We start from the raw sequence: 15676 nt of genomic DNA on the forward strand, positions 1-15676 counted from the left end.
CGAGGCCCCAGGGCGGACAGAGGCCGTTCCGGTCCAACCGGCCCCCGATGGATGGCCGTTACACACGTCCTGGCCATGATCACCTTATCCCGGCCGCGGCGACGCGCGTGGGGACGCGTGCGGTGGGGGCGGGGGTGGCGGCCTAACCTAGGGGGCGGTTGCGGGGGTTGGGGCGAGGGAAAGGGGATCCGGCGATGCCGCTGAGTACCGATGATCCGGCGTCCATAGGCGGTTACGCCCTGCTCGACCGGCTCGGGTCGGGCGGTATGGGGGTCGTCTATCTGGCGCGGTCGGCCTCGGGGCGGCAGGTCGCGGTCAAGCTCACGCACGCGCAGTACGCGCAGGACGAGGAGTTCCGGACGCGCTTCCGGCAGGAGGTCGCGGCGGCGCGCAGGGTGAGCGGGGCGTTCACCGCCGCGGTCGTGGACGCCGATCCGGAGGCCGAGCGGCCGTGGATGGCCACCCAGTACGTGCCGGGGCGCACCCTCGCCGAGGCCGTGCTGCGGGACGGCCCGTTCGGCGGACGGGAGTTGCGGCGGCTGGGGCTGGGGCTCGTCGAGGCGCTGCGGGACATCCACCGCGCCGGGGTGGTGCACCGGGATCTGAAACCGGCCAACATCCTGATGGCCGGGGACGGGCCGCGGGTCATCGACTTCGGCATCTCGCGGGCCGCCGACAACCAGACGCTCACCGTCACGGCGGGGCGGGTGCTCGGTACGCCGCGCTTCATGTCGCCGGAGCAGCTGCGCAGTCCGCGGGACGTCACCGCGGCCTCGGACGTGTTCTCGCTGGGGGCGCTGGTGGTCTACGCGGCCATCGGCATAGGGCCGTTCGACGCCGAGAGCCCGTATCTGTCGGGGTACCAGGTGATGTACGAGCCGCCGGTGCTGGACGGCGTGCCGGAACCGCTCCTCAAACTCGCCAGGCGGTGCCTGGACAAGGATCCGGACGCGCGGCCGGGCCTGGACGAACTGCACCACATGCTCGCCGCGCTACCGGACTTCGCCGCCGCGGCCGCTGCCCCGGAGGCGGCCCCGAAGCGCCCGGCTCCACAGCCGGAACGGATGGAACAGACGGAACGGGCGGAAGGGGCGGAACGGGCGGACGCCGCGGCAGGGGCGCGTCGGAAGCCCGGGCGGCGGGCGATCCTCATCGGGGTCGGCGCCCTGGCCGTCGGCGCGCTGATCACGAGGGTGGCCTTCCACATGGCCGACGAACCGCCGCCGTACCGCCCCTCCACGGCCACCAGCCCCGTCGCGCACCCGGTGTCCCTGCCCGAGGGCTGGCGCCCCTGGCGGACGACGATGCGGTACGAGGCCCCGCTGCCCCCGCTCGTGTACGGGGACGCCGCGTGCGTACCGGACCGCGGCACCGCCCTGTACTGCGGCGGCAAGGGCTTCACCGTGGCCAAGGTCGACGCCTCCACCGGCCAGGTCAGATGGCGGAACGGCACCAGGCCGCAGGACGCGCGCCCCATCGGGGTGCGGGACGGGATCGTCTACAGCTACTCGGAGCCGGAAGACCAGGGCCGCCGGGTGACCGTCCTGGACACCGACACCAAGAAGCAGCGGTGGGAACGCAGGGTCAGCGAGTCCGCGTCGGTGCGCCTGTTCCGCGGCGGGCTGCTGACGCTGTCGGCCGACGACCGTCAGCTCGTCGCCTACGGGAAGTCGGGGCAGCGGCTGTGGCAGTCGCCCGCGCCGCAGGGGCAGTTCTGCGATCCCGCGACGCCGGTCGCGTCCGGCGCCCCGTACGCCCTGTGCTCGCGGCTCACGACGGACGGGCTGGCCGAGGAAGGCCCGTACACCCTGCTGCGCCTCGACCCCTCCGACGGTTCGCAGCGCGCCCTCGCGACCCTCCCCAAGAAGGCGCTGCACCTCGGCTCCGACGACGGGACGCCCGTCTTCCTCGCCCCGCAGACCGCGAAGGAGGTGTACGAGGCCGGTTACGAGCGCCCGTACAACGCGCTGATCCGGGTGGACCCGCGCACCGGCCACACCACGCGCGTCCCGCTGGGGCACCCCGTGCACGGCTCGGCAACCCTGCTGAACGGGGTCGTCTACGCGGTGCGGACCAACGGGACGGTCACCGCGGTGGCGGCGCGCAGCGGCAAGCAGCTGTGGCAGCGGGCGACGGAGACGGAGAGCCTGTCCGCGCCCGTGGAGTCGAAGCGGCAGGGCAGGCTCTACTTCTCGAACCGGTTCGGCCGCCTGCTGTCGCTGAACAGCGCCACCGGGGCGGAGGTGTGGCGCACCTCGGCGCTGACCGACCCCGGGGACACGGCGCAGGAGCGGCCGCCGACCGTGCTGCTCGTCAAGGACGCGATCGTGGCGATGGCCGGGGACACCGTGTTCTCCGTACGCCCGGACCAGCCGAAGGCCCCTTCGAAGGAGACCGGTCAGCGGGAACCGTAGGGGATCAGGGCCATTTCGCGGGCGTTCTTGATGGCGCGGGCGATCTGGCGCTGCTGCCGGCGCGTCACATGGGTCACCCGGCGGCTGCGGATCTTGCCTCGGTCGGAGATGAACTTCCGCAGCAGGTCGGTGTCCTTGTAGTCGACGTAGGTGATGCCCGCGGCGTCCAGCGGGTTGGCGCGGCGGCGCCGGGGGTCGGGGCGCCCGGCGGTGCGGCGGGAGGGCATGGGGCGTCTGTCCTTTCCGTACGGGTCAGGGGTGGTCAGGCGACCGGGTCGAGGAGGTCGTCGAAGACGGGCGGCAGGTGCCGCCAGCCGTCCGGGCCCGCCGCGTACTCGTCGTCGGTGAGCAGGCAGGAGTCGAGCAGCGACAGCAGGCCGTCGCGGTCAAGCCCCGGGGACGTGAAGGTGAGGTGCTGGCAGCGGTCGCCGTGTTCCGGGTGCCAGTCGAGGGAGGCCGCGACGCGGCGTTCGGCGGGGACCATCTCCCAGGCGGCGTCCGGGAGGGCGGCCAGCCAGGGCCCCCGGGACTCCACGCACAGCGCGCCGCCGGCGGCGTCCCACGCGAGGAGCGCGTCGGGCCGGTCGGCCAGCCAGAAGCGGCCCCGGCTGCGGGCCGCGGCGCAGGTCAGGTCCTCCAGCGCGGCGTAGAGCCGACCCGGGTGGAAGGGGCGCCTCCGCCGCCAGACGAGGGTGGACACCCCGTGTTCGTCGCTCTCCTGCGGCAGCAGGACGCACGCCGGGTGCTGACGGGCGGCCGCCGCCTCGATGTCGAAGCCGCGCAGCAGGGCCGCCCCCAGGACGCCGCCGCCGTCGCCGAGCCGCAGCCGCTGGGCGCCGGGGGTGAGCTGGGTGAGCAGGGCGTGGTCGGCGTCGTCGGCCGGTTCGTCCGGTGCGCTGTTTTCGGCGACGGCGATCAGCGTCGGGTACTCCAGCTGCCGGGCGAAGGTGTCGGCCACGGTGCGCTGGTCGGTCGGGGCGGCGGCGAGACCGGCGTCGGCGAGGTCGTCGCCGTTGGCGAGGTACGGCACGACCAGCGCCGGATCGACCGCGGTGGCCACCCCGCTCAGTGCCAGGGGCGCGCCCTCGGCGGCGATGACCGCGGCCATGGCCTGAGGTTCGACGGAGTCCCACAGCTCGACCACGGCCAGCCGGTGGCCGCCGCCCTCGGCCAGCCGCAGCAGTTCGGGGACCAGGTCCTCGCGCAGGGCGCAGCACGCGCAGTCGTTCACCAGCGGCGCCTCGCCGCTGCCGAGCGGGCCGGTGGCGTCCCGTACGGTGCGGCGCACGGCGCGGTCGGTCGCGGCCGACAGGTCGTGGTGCAGGGCGACGGCGCCGGGCACCGAACGGAGGATCTCGTCCACGGCGGCGCGGCGGGCGTCGGCGTGCAGCCCGCCGACGACCGCGACGGCGAGCCGGTCCTCGTCGCCGCTCACCGCGCACCCCCGCGACCGGGACCGTAGCGCCGCTCGAAGCGCTCGACGCGGCCCGCGGTGTCCATGATCCGCTGGGTGCCGGTGTAGAAGGGGTGGCTCGCCGAGGAGACCTCGACGTCGATGACCGGGTAGACGCGGCCGTCCTCCCACTCGACGGTCTGGTCGCTGGTGGCCGTGGAGCGGGTCAGAAAGGCGAAACCGGCGGCGCGGTCGCGGAAGACGACCGGCGCGTACGCGGGGTGGATACCGGGCTTCATGGCGGTCAGCGCTCCTCTCGGAAGTCGACGTGGCGGCCCACGACCGGGTCGTACTTGCGCAGGACCATCCGGTCGGGGTCGTTTCGGCGGTTCTTGCGGGTCACGTAGGTGTAGCCGGTGCCGGCGGTGGACCTGAGCTTGATGATCGGGCGTAGTTCGTTCCGGGCCATACCCCAGAGCGTACATGATTCTGGTTTTCATTTTCATCTACGGGGTGGGCTTCCGCCTCGGGCCGTACGTTTCCCGCCACACCTTCATCCCCTACGGCCGCCGATGAGCGGAACCGCCCTGGTTTTCGTATCGCAGTACGACAACTACCAATGAGGGGCGTAGTGGTGAGATACAAGAAGAGACACAAGCGGTCACGGGTGCTCGTCGTGTCCGGCGTCGGCGTCGTGGCCCTGGCGGTCGGCGGCGGTGCGCTGCTGATGACCGACAACAACGCCTCGGCCGCCCGGCAGGCCCCCAACCGGACCGAGTCCGCCCGCCAGTCCTCGATGACCATCCAGTGCCCCGATGTCGCCACCCGGCTGTCGAACGTGCCGCAGACGGCGCGTCCCGCGGTGGACAAGGAACTGGCGCAGATGGACAACCAGGTCGCCGCGGCCTACAAGCAGCTCTCCGCGCAGGGCACCAAGGCCGCCGACCAGGAGTGGGTGCGTACGCGCGTCCTGGAGCCGCTGTCGTCCCAGCGCCGCGGCGCCCTGAACCGCATCTCCACCCAGATGGGGAAGGGCTCGCAAGCGGCGTCCGGGCTGAACTCGATGGCGTCCTGCACGGTGAAGCAGGGCGAGACCAACGCCGTGGCGGCGGCCCCGGCGGCCGGTGCGGCTTCGGGCGCGCAGGGCTCCGGCCCCCAGAAGGCCGACTTCGTGGACATCCGGAAGGTGCAGCCGAACGTCAAGAACCCGCGCAAGCAGGCGGCCGCCTCCAAGGGCACCTTCTCCTCGCGCTGCGGGCGCAACGAGAACAAGAAGTTCAACTCCGACAACGTCATCGCCGCCCCCGGCGTGAGCAACGGCGCCCACCACATGCACGACTACGTGGGCAACCAGAAGAACGACGCCTTCGCCACCGACCAGACCCTCGCCACCGCGACCACCACCTGCACCAACGGCGATCGCTCCACCCACTACTGGCCGGTCCTGCGCCTGCGCGACGGCAAGAACGAGAAGGACGCGGGCGCCCCGGGCGGCGGCACCGAAGGCAACGTCGGCACCATCCTCCAGCCCACCTCCGTCCAGCTCACCTTCCGCGGCAGCGCGGTCGGCAAGGTCGCGGCGATGCCGAAGTTCCTGCGCATCATCACCGGTGACGCCAAGTCCTTCACCAACGGCCCGGCCAACGCCAACGCCTCGTGGAGCTGCACCGGATTCGAGAACCGCCAGCTCAAGGACAAGTACCCGCTGTGCCCCAAGGGCAGCAACGTGGTGCGGTCGCTCAAGTTCCAGAGCTGCTGGGACGGCCGCAACACCGACAGCGCCAACCACCGCACGCATGTGGCCTTCGCCGGGGCCAACGGCGCGTGCGGCAAGGGCTTCAAGGCCATCCCGGCCCTGACCCAGCGCATCACCTACAAGATCGCGCCGAAGTCGGTCTTCGCGGTGGACAGCTTCCCCGAGCAGCTGCACAAGCCGGTCACGGACCATGGCGACTTCATCAACGTGATGTCGAACTCGCTGATGAAGCAGGCCGTGAAGTGCATCAACAGCGGCCGTAAGTGCGGCTGACGCACGAACCGCACGCACCGACCGGCCCGGTGGGATGGCTGCCCCCATCCCACCGGGCCCCGCGCCTCACAGGTCGTCGGGCGTCCCGTCGATGGCCGGGCCCGTGCCCGGCGGGAGGTTCTCCACGACCAGGGCATACGCCTCCTCCAGCGTCGCCGCCTCCCCGAGCCTGGCCCCGTCCGACAACCGGATCACCGTGTATCCCCCGCTGGTGCGCGAATACACCGTCGGGACGTCCCTGGTGAACGGAAAGCGCGTGCACCGGCTCAGAAACAGCGTGCCGTGGCTGATCGCCGGGAAGAGCTGCCGCAGTTCGAGTCGGGCGTAGGCACTGCGCGGGACCTGCGGATCGATGAGACCCGCGCCCTCGGCCAGGACGCTCTGCCACTCCAGCGCGACTATTTCGTCAGCGCTGGAAGGGGATTCGTTCTGTGCCATCAGCCGGTCTTACCCTTCTTCTGGTGGTAGAGCGGATCGATTTCCACGATATCCGGCTTGGGGATGTGGACCCGCTCATTGTTCGAGTACCAGTGAATGTCTTCCCAGGGCCTGCCGTCCGGAGGATCGCCATACTTCACGGCGATCTCATGGTCACGTACGGCCTTCGCCAGGGCACTCATCTCCCATGCCGTTCCGTTACCGGGACTGGGCCACTTGTCCGGGCTGCTCAGACTGAAGTTGTCGCCGTGTCTGACGGCGACGTGGAAAGCCTCGAGGATGGACTCGGGGGTGTCCCACAGCCCTTTCTCCCCCTTCAGGTTGGGCATTCCGTCCAGGGTCACGGACAGCGTGGTGTTGTTGCGGTCGGCAAGGGCGGCCAGGACGTTCGTCATCCACACCGGACCGCCCTCTCCGACGCCCGAGTAGTCGTCGCCGTTATAAGTGTGTGCTCCCGGGTCACCGTTCTCCCGCAGGTGTTTGGCAAGACTTTCCGAGTGTCCCCCGGGTCTGTTCACGCCCAGCACCACACTGTGGCGATGCTCGCCACTCGCCTGGTGCGGGCAGCCTGCCAGGCCCAGGGGGTCGACCCATAGCAGCGGGTTGTCGACGTACGTGTACGGGTTGGGGGCCGGGGTGAGGCCCAGGGGGTCGGGGGTGAGGTAGCGGGCGGAGTCGGGGTCGTAGTGGCGGTGGTGGTTGTAGTGGAGGCCTGACTCGGGGTCGAAGTACTGGCCGGGGAAGCGGAGGGGGGTGTAGCCGGTGGCGGTGCGGTTCCAGCTGGTGGTGCCCCAGAGGGTGGCTCGGGTGTGCCAAGCGATCTCGCCCTGTTCGTCGATGAGTTCGCGCGGGGTGCCGACGAGGTCGGTGACGATGGTGAAGAAGCGGCGGTCGACCTCGTGCTGCGCGAGGTCGAGTTTGCGTTCGGTCTGGGCCACCGGGGTGAGGCCGTCGTGGTCCCAGGTCAGGACGGTGGGCCCGGAGGAGCCGGGGGTGTGGGTGGACTGTTCGCAGAGGGTGTCGCCGTCCCAGGTGAAGTCGGTCCGCTCGGTGACCGTGGTGCCGTCGTCGGCGAGGCGCAGCTTGGCGGTGCGGCGGCCCAGCGGGTCGTACAGGTAGCGCCAGCGGGTGCCGTCGGGGGTGGTGAGGCAGGTGAGGCGGTCCTCGGCGTCCCAGGCGTAGCGCCAGGTGTCGGGCTTGCGCGACACCCGGGCCTTCTGGCGGAGGGTGACGCGGCCCTGGGCGTCGTGTTCGTAGCGGATGCCGCCCGCGCGGGTGACGCGGGTGCCGGTGTACGCGCGGGGACCGGCGGCGCCGCCGTCGCGGGGCCAGGAGGCTTCGGTCTGGTTGCCCGCCTCGTCGTAGGCGTAGCGCTCGCTCCAGTTGTCGGCGGTGACGGCGGTGACCCGGCCGTCCCGGCCCAGCTCCAGGTGGCGCCGGCCGCGCAGGTGGTCGTCGATGGCGGTGAGCTGGCCATCGGGGCGGTAGGTGTAGGCGCGGCGCTGCACGGTGGCCTCGCCGGGGCCGCGGACGAGCTGGTCGGTGAGGCGGCCGAGGGTGTCGTAGCCGTGGTCGATGGTCAGGGTGTCGTCGATACGGCGGGTGGTTTCGCGGCCAGCCTCGTCGAACTCGAAGACGATCCGGTGACCGGAGGTGTCGAGCAGGGCGCGCCGGTCGGCCGGGTAGGCCCACGTGCTGACGGCTCCGGTGGGGGTGGTGCGGCGGACGCGGCGGCCGGAGGCGTCGTAGGCGTGGGTGAGGGCGCGGCCGTCGCAGGTCTCGCGCAGGATCCGGCCCGCCTCGTCGCGTACGTACGACAGCGACGCGTCGGGGCCGACCGCGCCCGAGAGGCGGCCGAGGGCGTCGTAGGTGAAGTGGGTGAGGGCGCCCTCGGCGTCCTTGGTGATCACGCGCCCTGCGGTGTCGCGGGTGTAGCGGATGGTCTGGCCGCAGCCGTTGGTGCGGGTGGCGAGGCGGCCGAGGGCGTCGTGGGTGTAGGCGAGGGTGCGGCCGTCGAAGTCGGTCTCGGCGGTGAGGCGGCCCGCTTGGTCGTATACGTAACTCCAGGTCAGGCCCTGCGGGTTGGTGACCTGGGCGATGCGCAACTCGGTGTCGTGGGTGAACGCGTGGCGGGCCCCGTCGGGGGTGGTGCGGGCGGCGAGCAGGTCGAAGTGGGTGTATTCGAAGCGGGTTTCGCCGCCCGTGGCGTCCCTGTGGAGCAGGCAGTTGCCCTCACCGTCGTACGTCCACGACTGGGTCGCCCCGTCCGGGTCGGTGCGCCGGGCGAGCTTGCCCTCGACGGTCCACTCCAGCTCGGTGGTGCCGCCGTCCGGGCCGGTGACGCGGGTCGGGCGGCCGAAGGCGTCGCGGGTGTACCGGGTGACGGTGCCCATCGGGCCCCGGACGGCCAGTGGGAGCCCGGCCGGATCGCAGCGCAGCCGGTCCAGCGCGCCGAGGGCGTCGTCGACGCCGGTGAGGTGTCCGTGCGCGTCGTGGGTGAGCCGGGTCGTGGTGCCGTCGGGGCGGGTGAAGGCGGTGGGGTTGCCGCGGTCGTCGTACTCCTGGCGCCAGGTGGCGCCGTCCGGGCCGGTGACCGAGGTGATCTGGTGCAGGTCGTTGTAGGTGACGGCGGCCGTGCCGCCGTTGGGGTGCTCGACGGCGGTGAGGTCGCCGCCGTCGTCGTACGTGTAGGAGGTGGTCCGGCCGAGCGGATCGGTGTGGGAGAGCAGCCGGTCGTAGCGGTCCCAGGTCTGGTGGGTGGTGCGGCCGAGGGGGTCGGTCTCGGCGACCACCTGGAGGTGGCGGTTGAGGTAGTGGACGGTCGTCGCGCCCGTGGAGTCGGTGTAGCGGGTGATCGGGTCTCCGGTCTCCGGGTGGACGTCGTACGCGAAGACGGACGACAGGAAGCCGTCCGGGCCGATGGTCCGCACGACCCGGCCCTCGGCGTCGTACACATAGCGGAACGAGGAGCCGTTCCGGTCGGTCCAGGAGGTGATCCGGGCGTCCGGGTCGTAGGTGAAGCGCAGGGGCAGGCCGGAGGAGTTGATGACCTCGGTGAGGTTGCCGGGGGCGTCGTAGCCGTAGCGCAGCACGGTGACCGAGCCGTCGGGGGTGCGCACCGCCAGTTCGCGGACGCGGGCGTCGTCGGTGGTGAGGGTGGCCAGATAGCCGCCGGAGTGGGAGACGGAGGTCGGGGTGCCGTCGGGGCGGCGGGCGAAGGTGATGCGGTTCCCGTTGCGGTCCTCGATCGCGGTGAGCCAGTAGGCGGACGACGCGTGGTACGGGCTTCCGGTGAAGCAGCGGGTCAGGCCGGTGCGCGGATCGGTGACCGTGTATGTGGTCGTGGAGTTGTCCTCGCCGCCGTAGGTGAGGGCCAGCCGCGGGCCCTCCTCGGGGTATACGGGGTCGAGGGCGCCGGGGCGGGGCAGCCGGGGATAGACGAGGACCGAGCCGTCCTCGCGGGCCCAGAGGGCGCCGCCGCCGACGCGGTCGAGTTCGATGCGCTCGTCGAGCGTGGAGGCCCAGCTGCGGCCGAACCAGTGGCCGTGGCGGTACTCGGACAGATGCGTGCGGCGGAGGACGAGGGGGAGGGCGCCGGGGAGGTCCAGGTCGGTTTCCGGGAGCAGCATCTCTCCGGTGGCGACGTCGATCGGGTCGTTCTTGCAGACCGTCTTCTCAAGCGAGATGCCGTTGCGACGCGGTGCGTCCTTGGCGTCGCGCAGGGCGTCCGGCTTGGTGCGGGACGACTTCCCGCCGTCGCCACCGCCCTTGCGGCCGGTGCCCGCGTCGCCGCCCAGGTCGCCGCCGTCGTTCTTGCGGTGGTCGCGGGCGAACGTGGAGCGGATGTCCTGGTCGGTGTTCCGGTGGTCGGTGGAGACCTGCTTGACGGCCTTCGGCAGCTTGGTGCTGACGTGGTCGCCCATGGTCTTGAGCGCCTTCTCCAGGGCGTCGATGGCCTTGTCGGCGACCGGGTCGATGGCCCGGGCGATGTCGTCCCGGCCGCGAGTGCGGCCGTGGTGGGTCTTCGCCTTGGAGAGCCTGCCCGCCGTCTTGCCGTGGAAATTGACGCTGAGGCCGCTCAGCTGGGTCGAGGCGTGGTCGTGCTCGCTGTGCTCGATGTGGAAGCCCTTGCCGGCCGCGCCCCTGCCGCCACCGGCACCACCACCGCCTGCGCCCGCGCCGTCCGCGGAGGCCAGCTGCATGGCGTCCTTCGCGCCCTGCACCCCGTCCTTGAACCCGTCCTTGCCCGCCTGCTGGGCCTGGCCGAGATCCACCCCGTCCTGCAGCCCCATCGCCGTGGCGCCCAGTTGCACCACCAGATCGGCGGCCAGATTCTCCAGAGCGGCGACGGCGGGCTCGGTCAGCGCCGCGACGATGTAGCCGACCGCCTCCTCCATGCACTCCTTGATCAGCCGCCGGACCGCCTCCTGCGTGGCCCGAATCGCCCCCGCGCCCAGCAGCGCCGACAGCCCGCCGGTCACCGGGATCAGCGACAGCGCGATGCCCGCCTCACTCGCCAAGTAGCCGAGCTGGACGACGGCCGCGCCCTTCATCCCCTCGATCGCCGTCGCGGCGGTGTCCAGCGCCCCCGCGATGGTGCGCGCCGCCGAGGCGATGTCCTTGATGTGGGTGCCCTTGACCTTGCCCCAATGGAGGTTGAGGGCGTCCATCGCCTCGCCGTACCCCGACGACAGCAGCCGCTCCACATGGCCGTTGGCCAGCTGCCCGTCGTCCTCAAGGTCGTCGGCGAAGCCGCGCAGCGAGTCCGCCATGTCCCGGTAGGCGTCCTCGTCCACGTTCGGCCAGGACACCCCGATCAGGTCCAGCAGAGTGTCCGCCCAGTCCGGCACCGTGACAGCCACGTTCCCCATCCCCCGTGTACACCTGTGATCCCCACCCGCGGTACGAACAGAGTTTCCCATCAAACTCCCTGCCCACATAGTGTTTTGATGGAACGACAGCAACACTGAGGGGGCATGTCACCATGGCGTTGACGCCAGGTGCCGAGCACGATTTCGTCATCGTCGGAGCGGGTTCCTCCGGGAGCGTGATCGCACGGCGGCTGCTGGACCGGGGGCATTCGGTCCATGTCATCGAGGCGGGCCCCGAGGATACGGACGAGCGCGTGCACAGCCCGCAGGGGTGGCCGATGCTGCTCCGGTCCGAGCTGGACTGGGCGGCCATGACGGTGCCGCAGCGGCACGCGAACGACCGGCGGCTGTTCTGGCCGCGGGGCAAGGTGCTGGGCGGCAGCAGCTCGCTCAACGGGATGATCTACGTACGCGGGCACCGCAGCGACTACGACGCGTGGGCCTACCAGGGCTGCTCCGGGTGGGACTGGGACAGTGTGCTCCCGCTGTTCAAGCGGTCCGAGAACCACATGGACGGGGCGAGCGAGTGGCACGGCGGCGACGGGCCGCTGCCGGTCAGCCGGATCGCCGAACCGCATCCCACGGCTGAGGCGTTCGTCGAGGCCGCGGTGGCGCTGGGGCACCCGCTGACCGAGGACTTCAACGGCGAGCGGATGATCGGCGCCGGGTTCAACCACACCACCACCCGCGACGGGCGCCGGATGAGCGCCTGGCAGAGCTTCATGGCCCCCGTCCTGGACCATCCGAAGCTGACCGTCACCACCGGGGCCCGGGTGCACCGGGTGCTGCTGGAGGACGGCCGGGCGACCGGGGTGGAGTACGCGGCGGACGGCGCCCTGCACCAGTCCCGCGCCGCCTCGGAGGTGGTGCTGAGCGGCGGGGTGATCGGCTCGGCCGCGCTGCTGCTGCTCTCCGGGATCGGCCCGGCCGCGCACTTGCGCGACGTCGGCGTCGAGGTGGCCGTGGATCTGCCGGGGGTCGGCGCGAACCTGCACGACCACCCGCTGGTCAGCAATGTCTACGAGGCGACGCGGCCGCTGCCGCCCGGGACGGCGAACCTGCTGGAGAGCCAGCTGTTCGCGAGCACCGACCCGCGCCGCCCGGGCCCCGACCTGCAGCCGCTCTTCCTGCACCTGGTCTATCCGGCCGAGTCGTACGAGATGCCGGAGCACGGCTACACCCTCGCCGCCGGGATCGTCCGCCCGCTCTCGCGCGGCACCCTGCGGCTGGCCTCGTCCGACCCGGAGGCGGCGCCGCTGCTGGACCCGGACATCCTCGCCGAGCGGTACGACATGGAGGCCATGGTCGACGCGGTCGAGATATGCCGGGAGATCGGCGCCCACGCGGCGTTCGACGACTGGCGCAAGGCCGAGGCCGCCCCGGGCCCGGAGGCCCGTACCCGGGAGGACCTGCGGGAGTTCGTACGGCGCGCGGTCGGTACGTACCACCACCAGGTGGGCACCTGCAAGATGGGCCAGGACTCCCTGGCCGTCGTCGACCCGAAGCTGCGGGTGTACGGCGTGGCGGGGCTGCGGGTCGCGGACGCCTCGATCATGCCGTCGATCTCGTCGGGGAACACCAACGCCCCGTCGATCATGATCGGTGAGAAGGCCGCCGACCTTCTGACCGGCGTCTGAGCGCTGCGGCGGAAGGTCCCGGGGCTTTGGGCGGCCGCCAGACCGGCGGCCACTAGAATCGGGGGCGTTACCGCTGGTTGGGGGCCGGGCGCGAGGGTGGGGTCCGGTGGGCCCGGGGGGAGTCGTAGATGAGCCGTCGCTCCGGTCGATCCGGCGTCCTGATCTCCCTGTGGGCCGAGGCCCAGCGGCAGCGCGAGGCGCAGGAGCGGGCCCGGGCGCGGCAGGAGCGCGAGGAGGAGCGGCGGCTGCGGGCCGCCGAGCGGGAGCGGGCGCGCGATCAGCGGGAGCGGCAGGCGGCGTACCGGCGGCAGCGTGAGGCGGACGCGCGGCGGCGTACGGAGGAGCTGGAGGCGCGGGTCGAGGCGCTGCGGTCGCTGCTGGCGGCCGGGTGCCGGGCACCGGCGTTCCGCCCGGCGGGGCTGCAACGGCCCGAGCAGGTCGAGCCGTTCGACCCGGGCGCGCTGGCGCACCCCGTACCGATGCCGGACCAGCGGCACTACCAGCCGCAGGGCGGCTGGGGGTTCGGCGCCGGGCGGCGGGAGCGGGACGAGGCGCGGGAGCGGTACGAGCGGGACTGGCGGGCCGCGCGGGCGGCGGAGGCCGAGCGGGTGCGGCGGCTGGAGGCGTACCGGCAGCGGTACGAGCGGTGGGCCGCGGAGCGGATCGCGGAGATACACCGGCACAACGCGGGCGTGGCGGAGCTGGTCGCGGAGGTGCGGGCCGGGGACCCCGAGGCGGTGGTGGAGTACTTCACGGCGGCGCTCTACCACTCCACGTACGCCTCCCCGGTGTGGCCACAGGGCCCGCCCCGCGAGGTGTCCGCCGCGTACGACCCGGCGGCGCGCCAGCTCGTGCTGGACTGGGAGCTGCCGCGGTACGAGATCGTCCCGGAGGTCAAGTCGGTGCGGTACATGCCCAGTACCGACGAGGACCGGGAGACGGCGCGCTCGGCCGCGCAGCGCCGGGCGCTGTACCGGGACGTGCTGGCGCAGTGCGTGCTGCTGGCGCTGCGCGACCTGTTCGCGGCGGACGGGGCCGGTGCGGACGGGGCCGGGGTGCTGGAGTCGGTCGCGCTGAACGGCTTCGTGGACGACCACGATCCGGCGACCGGCCACCGGGCCCGGATCGTCCTGGCGACCGTCACGGTGACCCGTACCGCCTTCGCCGAACTGCGGCTGGAGCAGGTCAGCGCGGTGGACTGCCTGGTCGACGGCGTCCGCGGGCGGCTGTCCGCGCGCCCCGACCAGCGCGCCGCCGTAGCCCCCGGGCGGACGCCGGACGAGGTCGGCTCCGGCGTCCTGACCCAGGGCGGGGGCGACGAACCGGATCTGCTCGCGATGGATCCGATCGCCTTCGAGTCGCTCGTCGCGGACCTGTTCCGGGCCATGGGGATGCGGGCGGTGACGACCCGGCGTTCGAACGACGGCGGGGTGGACGTGGAGGCGATGGACCCCACGCCGATCCGGGGCGGCCGGATCGTGGTGCAGGTGAAGCGGTACCGGGGCACGGTGCCGCCGACCGCGGTGCGCGATCTGTACGGCACGGTCCAGGGCAGTGGCGCGAACAAGGGCGTGCTGGTCACCACCTCGCGGTTCGGGCCCGGCTCGCACACCTTCGCCCAGGGGAAGCCGCTGGAGCTGGTGTCCGGGGCGGAGCTGGTGGACCTGCTCCACCGGCACGGGCTGCGGGGGCGGTTGGGGGACGGTGCCGCCGGTTCCGGCTCTCCCTCCGACGGCGTACCGCCCGATCACAACGTGCTGGGCATGTCCTGGTCGGGCGAGGTCGCCCTCGACGTCTGCGCCCTCGTCTGCGACGGCGGCCGGGTGCTGAGCGAGGACCACTTCGTCTTCTTCAACAACCCCCGCACCCCCGACGGCACCGTCAGCGCCCTGCCCGCCACCGCACCCGACCGGGCGGCGGTCCGCGTCGCCTTCGACGCCCTGCCGCCCGAGGCCGACCGCCTCGTCCTCGCCGCGGCCGTCGACCCCGAGGTCGACCCCGGGGCGGACCTGTCCGGCTTCGCCGACGCCCGGATACGGCTGCTGGACGCGTCGGGCGCCGAACTCGGCCAGTTGGAGGTCTCCGACGGCCGCAGCGGCGAAACCGCCCTGGTCCTCGGCTCGTTCCGGCGCCGGGCCAATGGCGACTGGGACTTCGTGATCGGCGGCAAGGGCTACCCGGGCGGGCTGGAGGCGCTGGTGCGGGAGTACGGCATCGACGTCGCGTGATCGTGACGCGCGGCGGAACAGTCGGGAAGACACTCGGGGACTGGGTGTCGCTGGCACAGCTTCATCCGACATACTGCCGGGCGTGGAGCAGCGCATAGGTCCGATCACCCCGCCCGTACCCGCCGCCGGGACTGATCCGGGGCACATCCCCGGCCTGACGCCCCCGCGCCCGGACACGCCCGAGGAGGTGACCGCGGAGGCGAAGACGGCCCCGGAGGCCCCGGAAGCGCCGGAGGCCCCGGAAGACGCCGGTCCCGAGCCGGAAGAAGCGGAGACCGCCGAAGCCGAAGCCGAAGCCGAGGAGCCGGACGAGGCAGACGAGGCAGACGCGTCGAAGGAGCAGGCCGAGGACGGCGACGAGGCCGAGGACGGGCCGGTCTTCGAGGTCTCCGACCGCCGCGGCTCGATCACCGCCGGGCGCTCCGGTGTCGCCTTCCACCTGGACGGCGAGAACGCCGAGTTCTCCTGGGACGAGATCGGCGCGGTGGAGATCGACACCCCCCGCTTCGGCCGCCGCTTCAGCGTCACCGTCTACACGACCGCCCACCGCTGGTACGCCGCCGACGTCGAGGCCTCGGCCCGCGGCGCCCTCAAGGACTGGACGGCGCGGCTGGACGAGGTCCTCGACGCGTACTTCGAGGACACCGCCTCGTAGCCTCGTACGCG

General features: G+C 72.4%; 11 protein-coding genes. 5 read left to right on the plus strand and 6 right to left on the minus strand.

Features of this window, described 5'->3' with window-relative positions:
• The first annotated feature begins 194 nt into the window (after positions 1-194).
• Positions 195-2414, plus strand: a complete 2220-nt coding sequence (locus tag ACZ6CL_RS05270) for a protein kinase domain-containing protein (protein ID WP_468931403.1) — start codon at positions 195-197, stop codon at positions 2412-2414.
• Here ACZ6CL_RS05270 and rpsR read toward each other — a convergent pair.
• Genes rpsR through rpmG form a run of 4 tightly spaced genes read right to left on the minus strand, consistent with a single transcriptional unit; the run spans position 2399 to position 4276 of the window.
• Positions 2399-2641: a 30S ribosomal protein S18 gene (gene rpsR / locus ACZ6CL_RS05275; protein ID WP_468931405.1), complete on the minus strand. Its 243-nt coding sequence runs from the start codon at positions 2639-2641 to the stop codon at positions 2399-2401. The genes ACZ6CL_RS05270 and rpsR overlap by 16 nt on opposite strands.
• Before the next feature lie 35 nt (positions 2642-2676).
• Positions 2677-3849: a GTP-binding protein gene (locus ACZ6CL_RS05280; protein WP_468931408.1), complete on the minus strand. Its 1173-nt coding sequence runs from the start codon at positions 3847-3849 to the stop codon at positions 2677-2679.
• On the minus strand, positions 3846-4106 hold the full coding sequence (locus tag ACZ6CL_RS05285; RefSeq protein ID WP_468931410.1) for a type B 50S ribosomal protein L31: 261 nt from the start codon (positions 4104-4106) through the stop codon (positions 3846-3848). Before ACZ6CL_RS05285 ends, ACZ6CL_RS05280 begins: the two co-directional genes overlap by 4 nt.
• Before the next feature lie 5 nt (positions 4107-4111).
• Positions 4112-4276, minus strand: a complete 165-nt coding sequence (gene rpmG / locus ACZ6CL_RS05290) for a 50S ribosomal protein L33 (protein WP_009716346.1) — start codon at positions 4274-4276, stop codon at positions 4112-4114.
• Between the two features lie 150 nt (positions 4277-4426).
• Between rpmG and ACZ6CL_RS05295 the strand changes: the two genes are divergently transcribed.
• The gene (locus ACZ6CL_RS05295; protein ID WP_468931412.1) at positions 4427-5836 is read left to right on the plus strand and encodes a DUF1996 domain-containing protein; all 1410 of its coding nucleotides are present in this window, start codon (positions 4427-4429) and stop codon (positions 5834-5836) included.
• 66 nt (positions 5837-5902) lie between these two features.
• Here ACZ6CL_RS05295 and ACZ6CL_RS05300 read toward each other — a convergent pair whose 3' ends face one another.
• The gene (locus tag ACZ6CL_RS05300; protein ID WP_468931415.1) at positions 5903-6274 is read right to left on the minus strand and encodes a DUF6193 family natural product biosynthesis protein; all 372 of its coding nucleotides are present in this window, start codon (positions 6272-6274) and stop codon (positions 5903-5905) included.
• The gene (locus ACZ6CL_RS05305; RefSeq protein WP_468931417.1) at positions 6274-11136 is read right to left on the minus strand and encodes an RHS repeat-associated core domain-containing protein; all 4863 of its coding nucleotides are present in this window, start codon (positions 11134-11136) and stop codon (positions 6274-6276) included. The genes ACZ6CL_RS05300 and ACZ6CL_RS05305 overlap by 1 nt, the downstream gene beginning before the upstream one ends.
• A 122-nt stretch (positions 11137-11258) precedes the next feature.
• Here ACZ6CL_RS05305 and ACZ6CL_RS05310 point away from each other — a divergent pair, with 122 nt between their 5' ends.
• From ACZ6CL_RS05310 to ACZ6CL_RS05320, 3 genes are all read left to right on the plus strand, one after another.
• Positions 11259-12782, plus strand: coding sequence for a GMC family oxidoreductase (locus tag ACZ6CL_RS05310; protein ID WP_468931419.1), 1524 nt, complete (start codon positions 11259-11261; stop codon positions 12780-12782).
• A gap of 128 nt (positions 12783-12910) precedes the next feature.
• Positions 12911-15010, plus strand: coding sequence for a restriction endonuclease (locus tag ACZ6CL_RS05315; protein WP_468931421.1), 2100 nt, complete (start codon positions 12911-12913; stop codon positions 15008-15010).
• Between the two features lie 82 nt (positions 15011-15092).
• A complete protein-coding gene (locus tag ACZ6CL_RS05320) occupies positions 15093-15665 on the plus strand; it encodes a hypothetical protein (protein WP_468931424.1) in 573 nt (190 codons plus the stop codon).
• Positions 15666-15676 lie beyond the last annotated feature (11 nt).

The sequence above is a fragment of the Streptomyces sp. NPDC041200 genome, assembly GCF_055591805.1.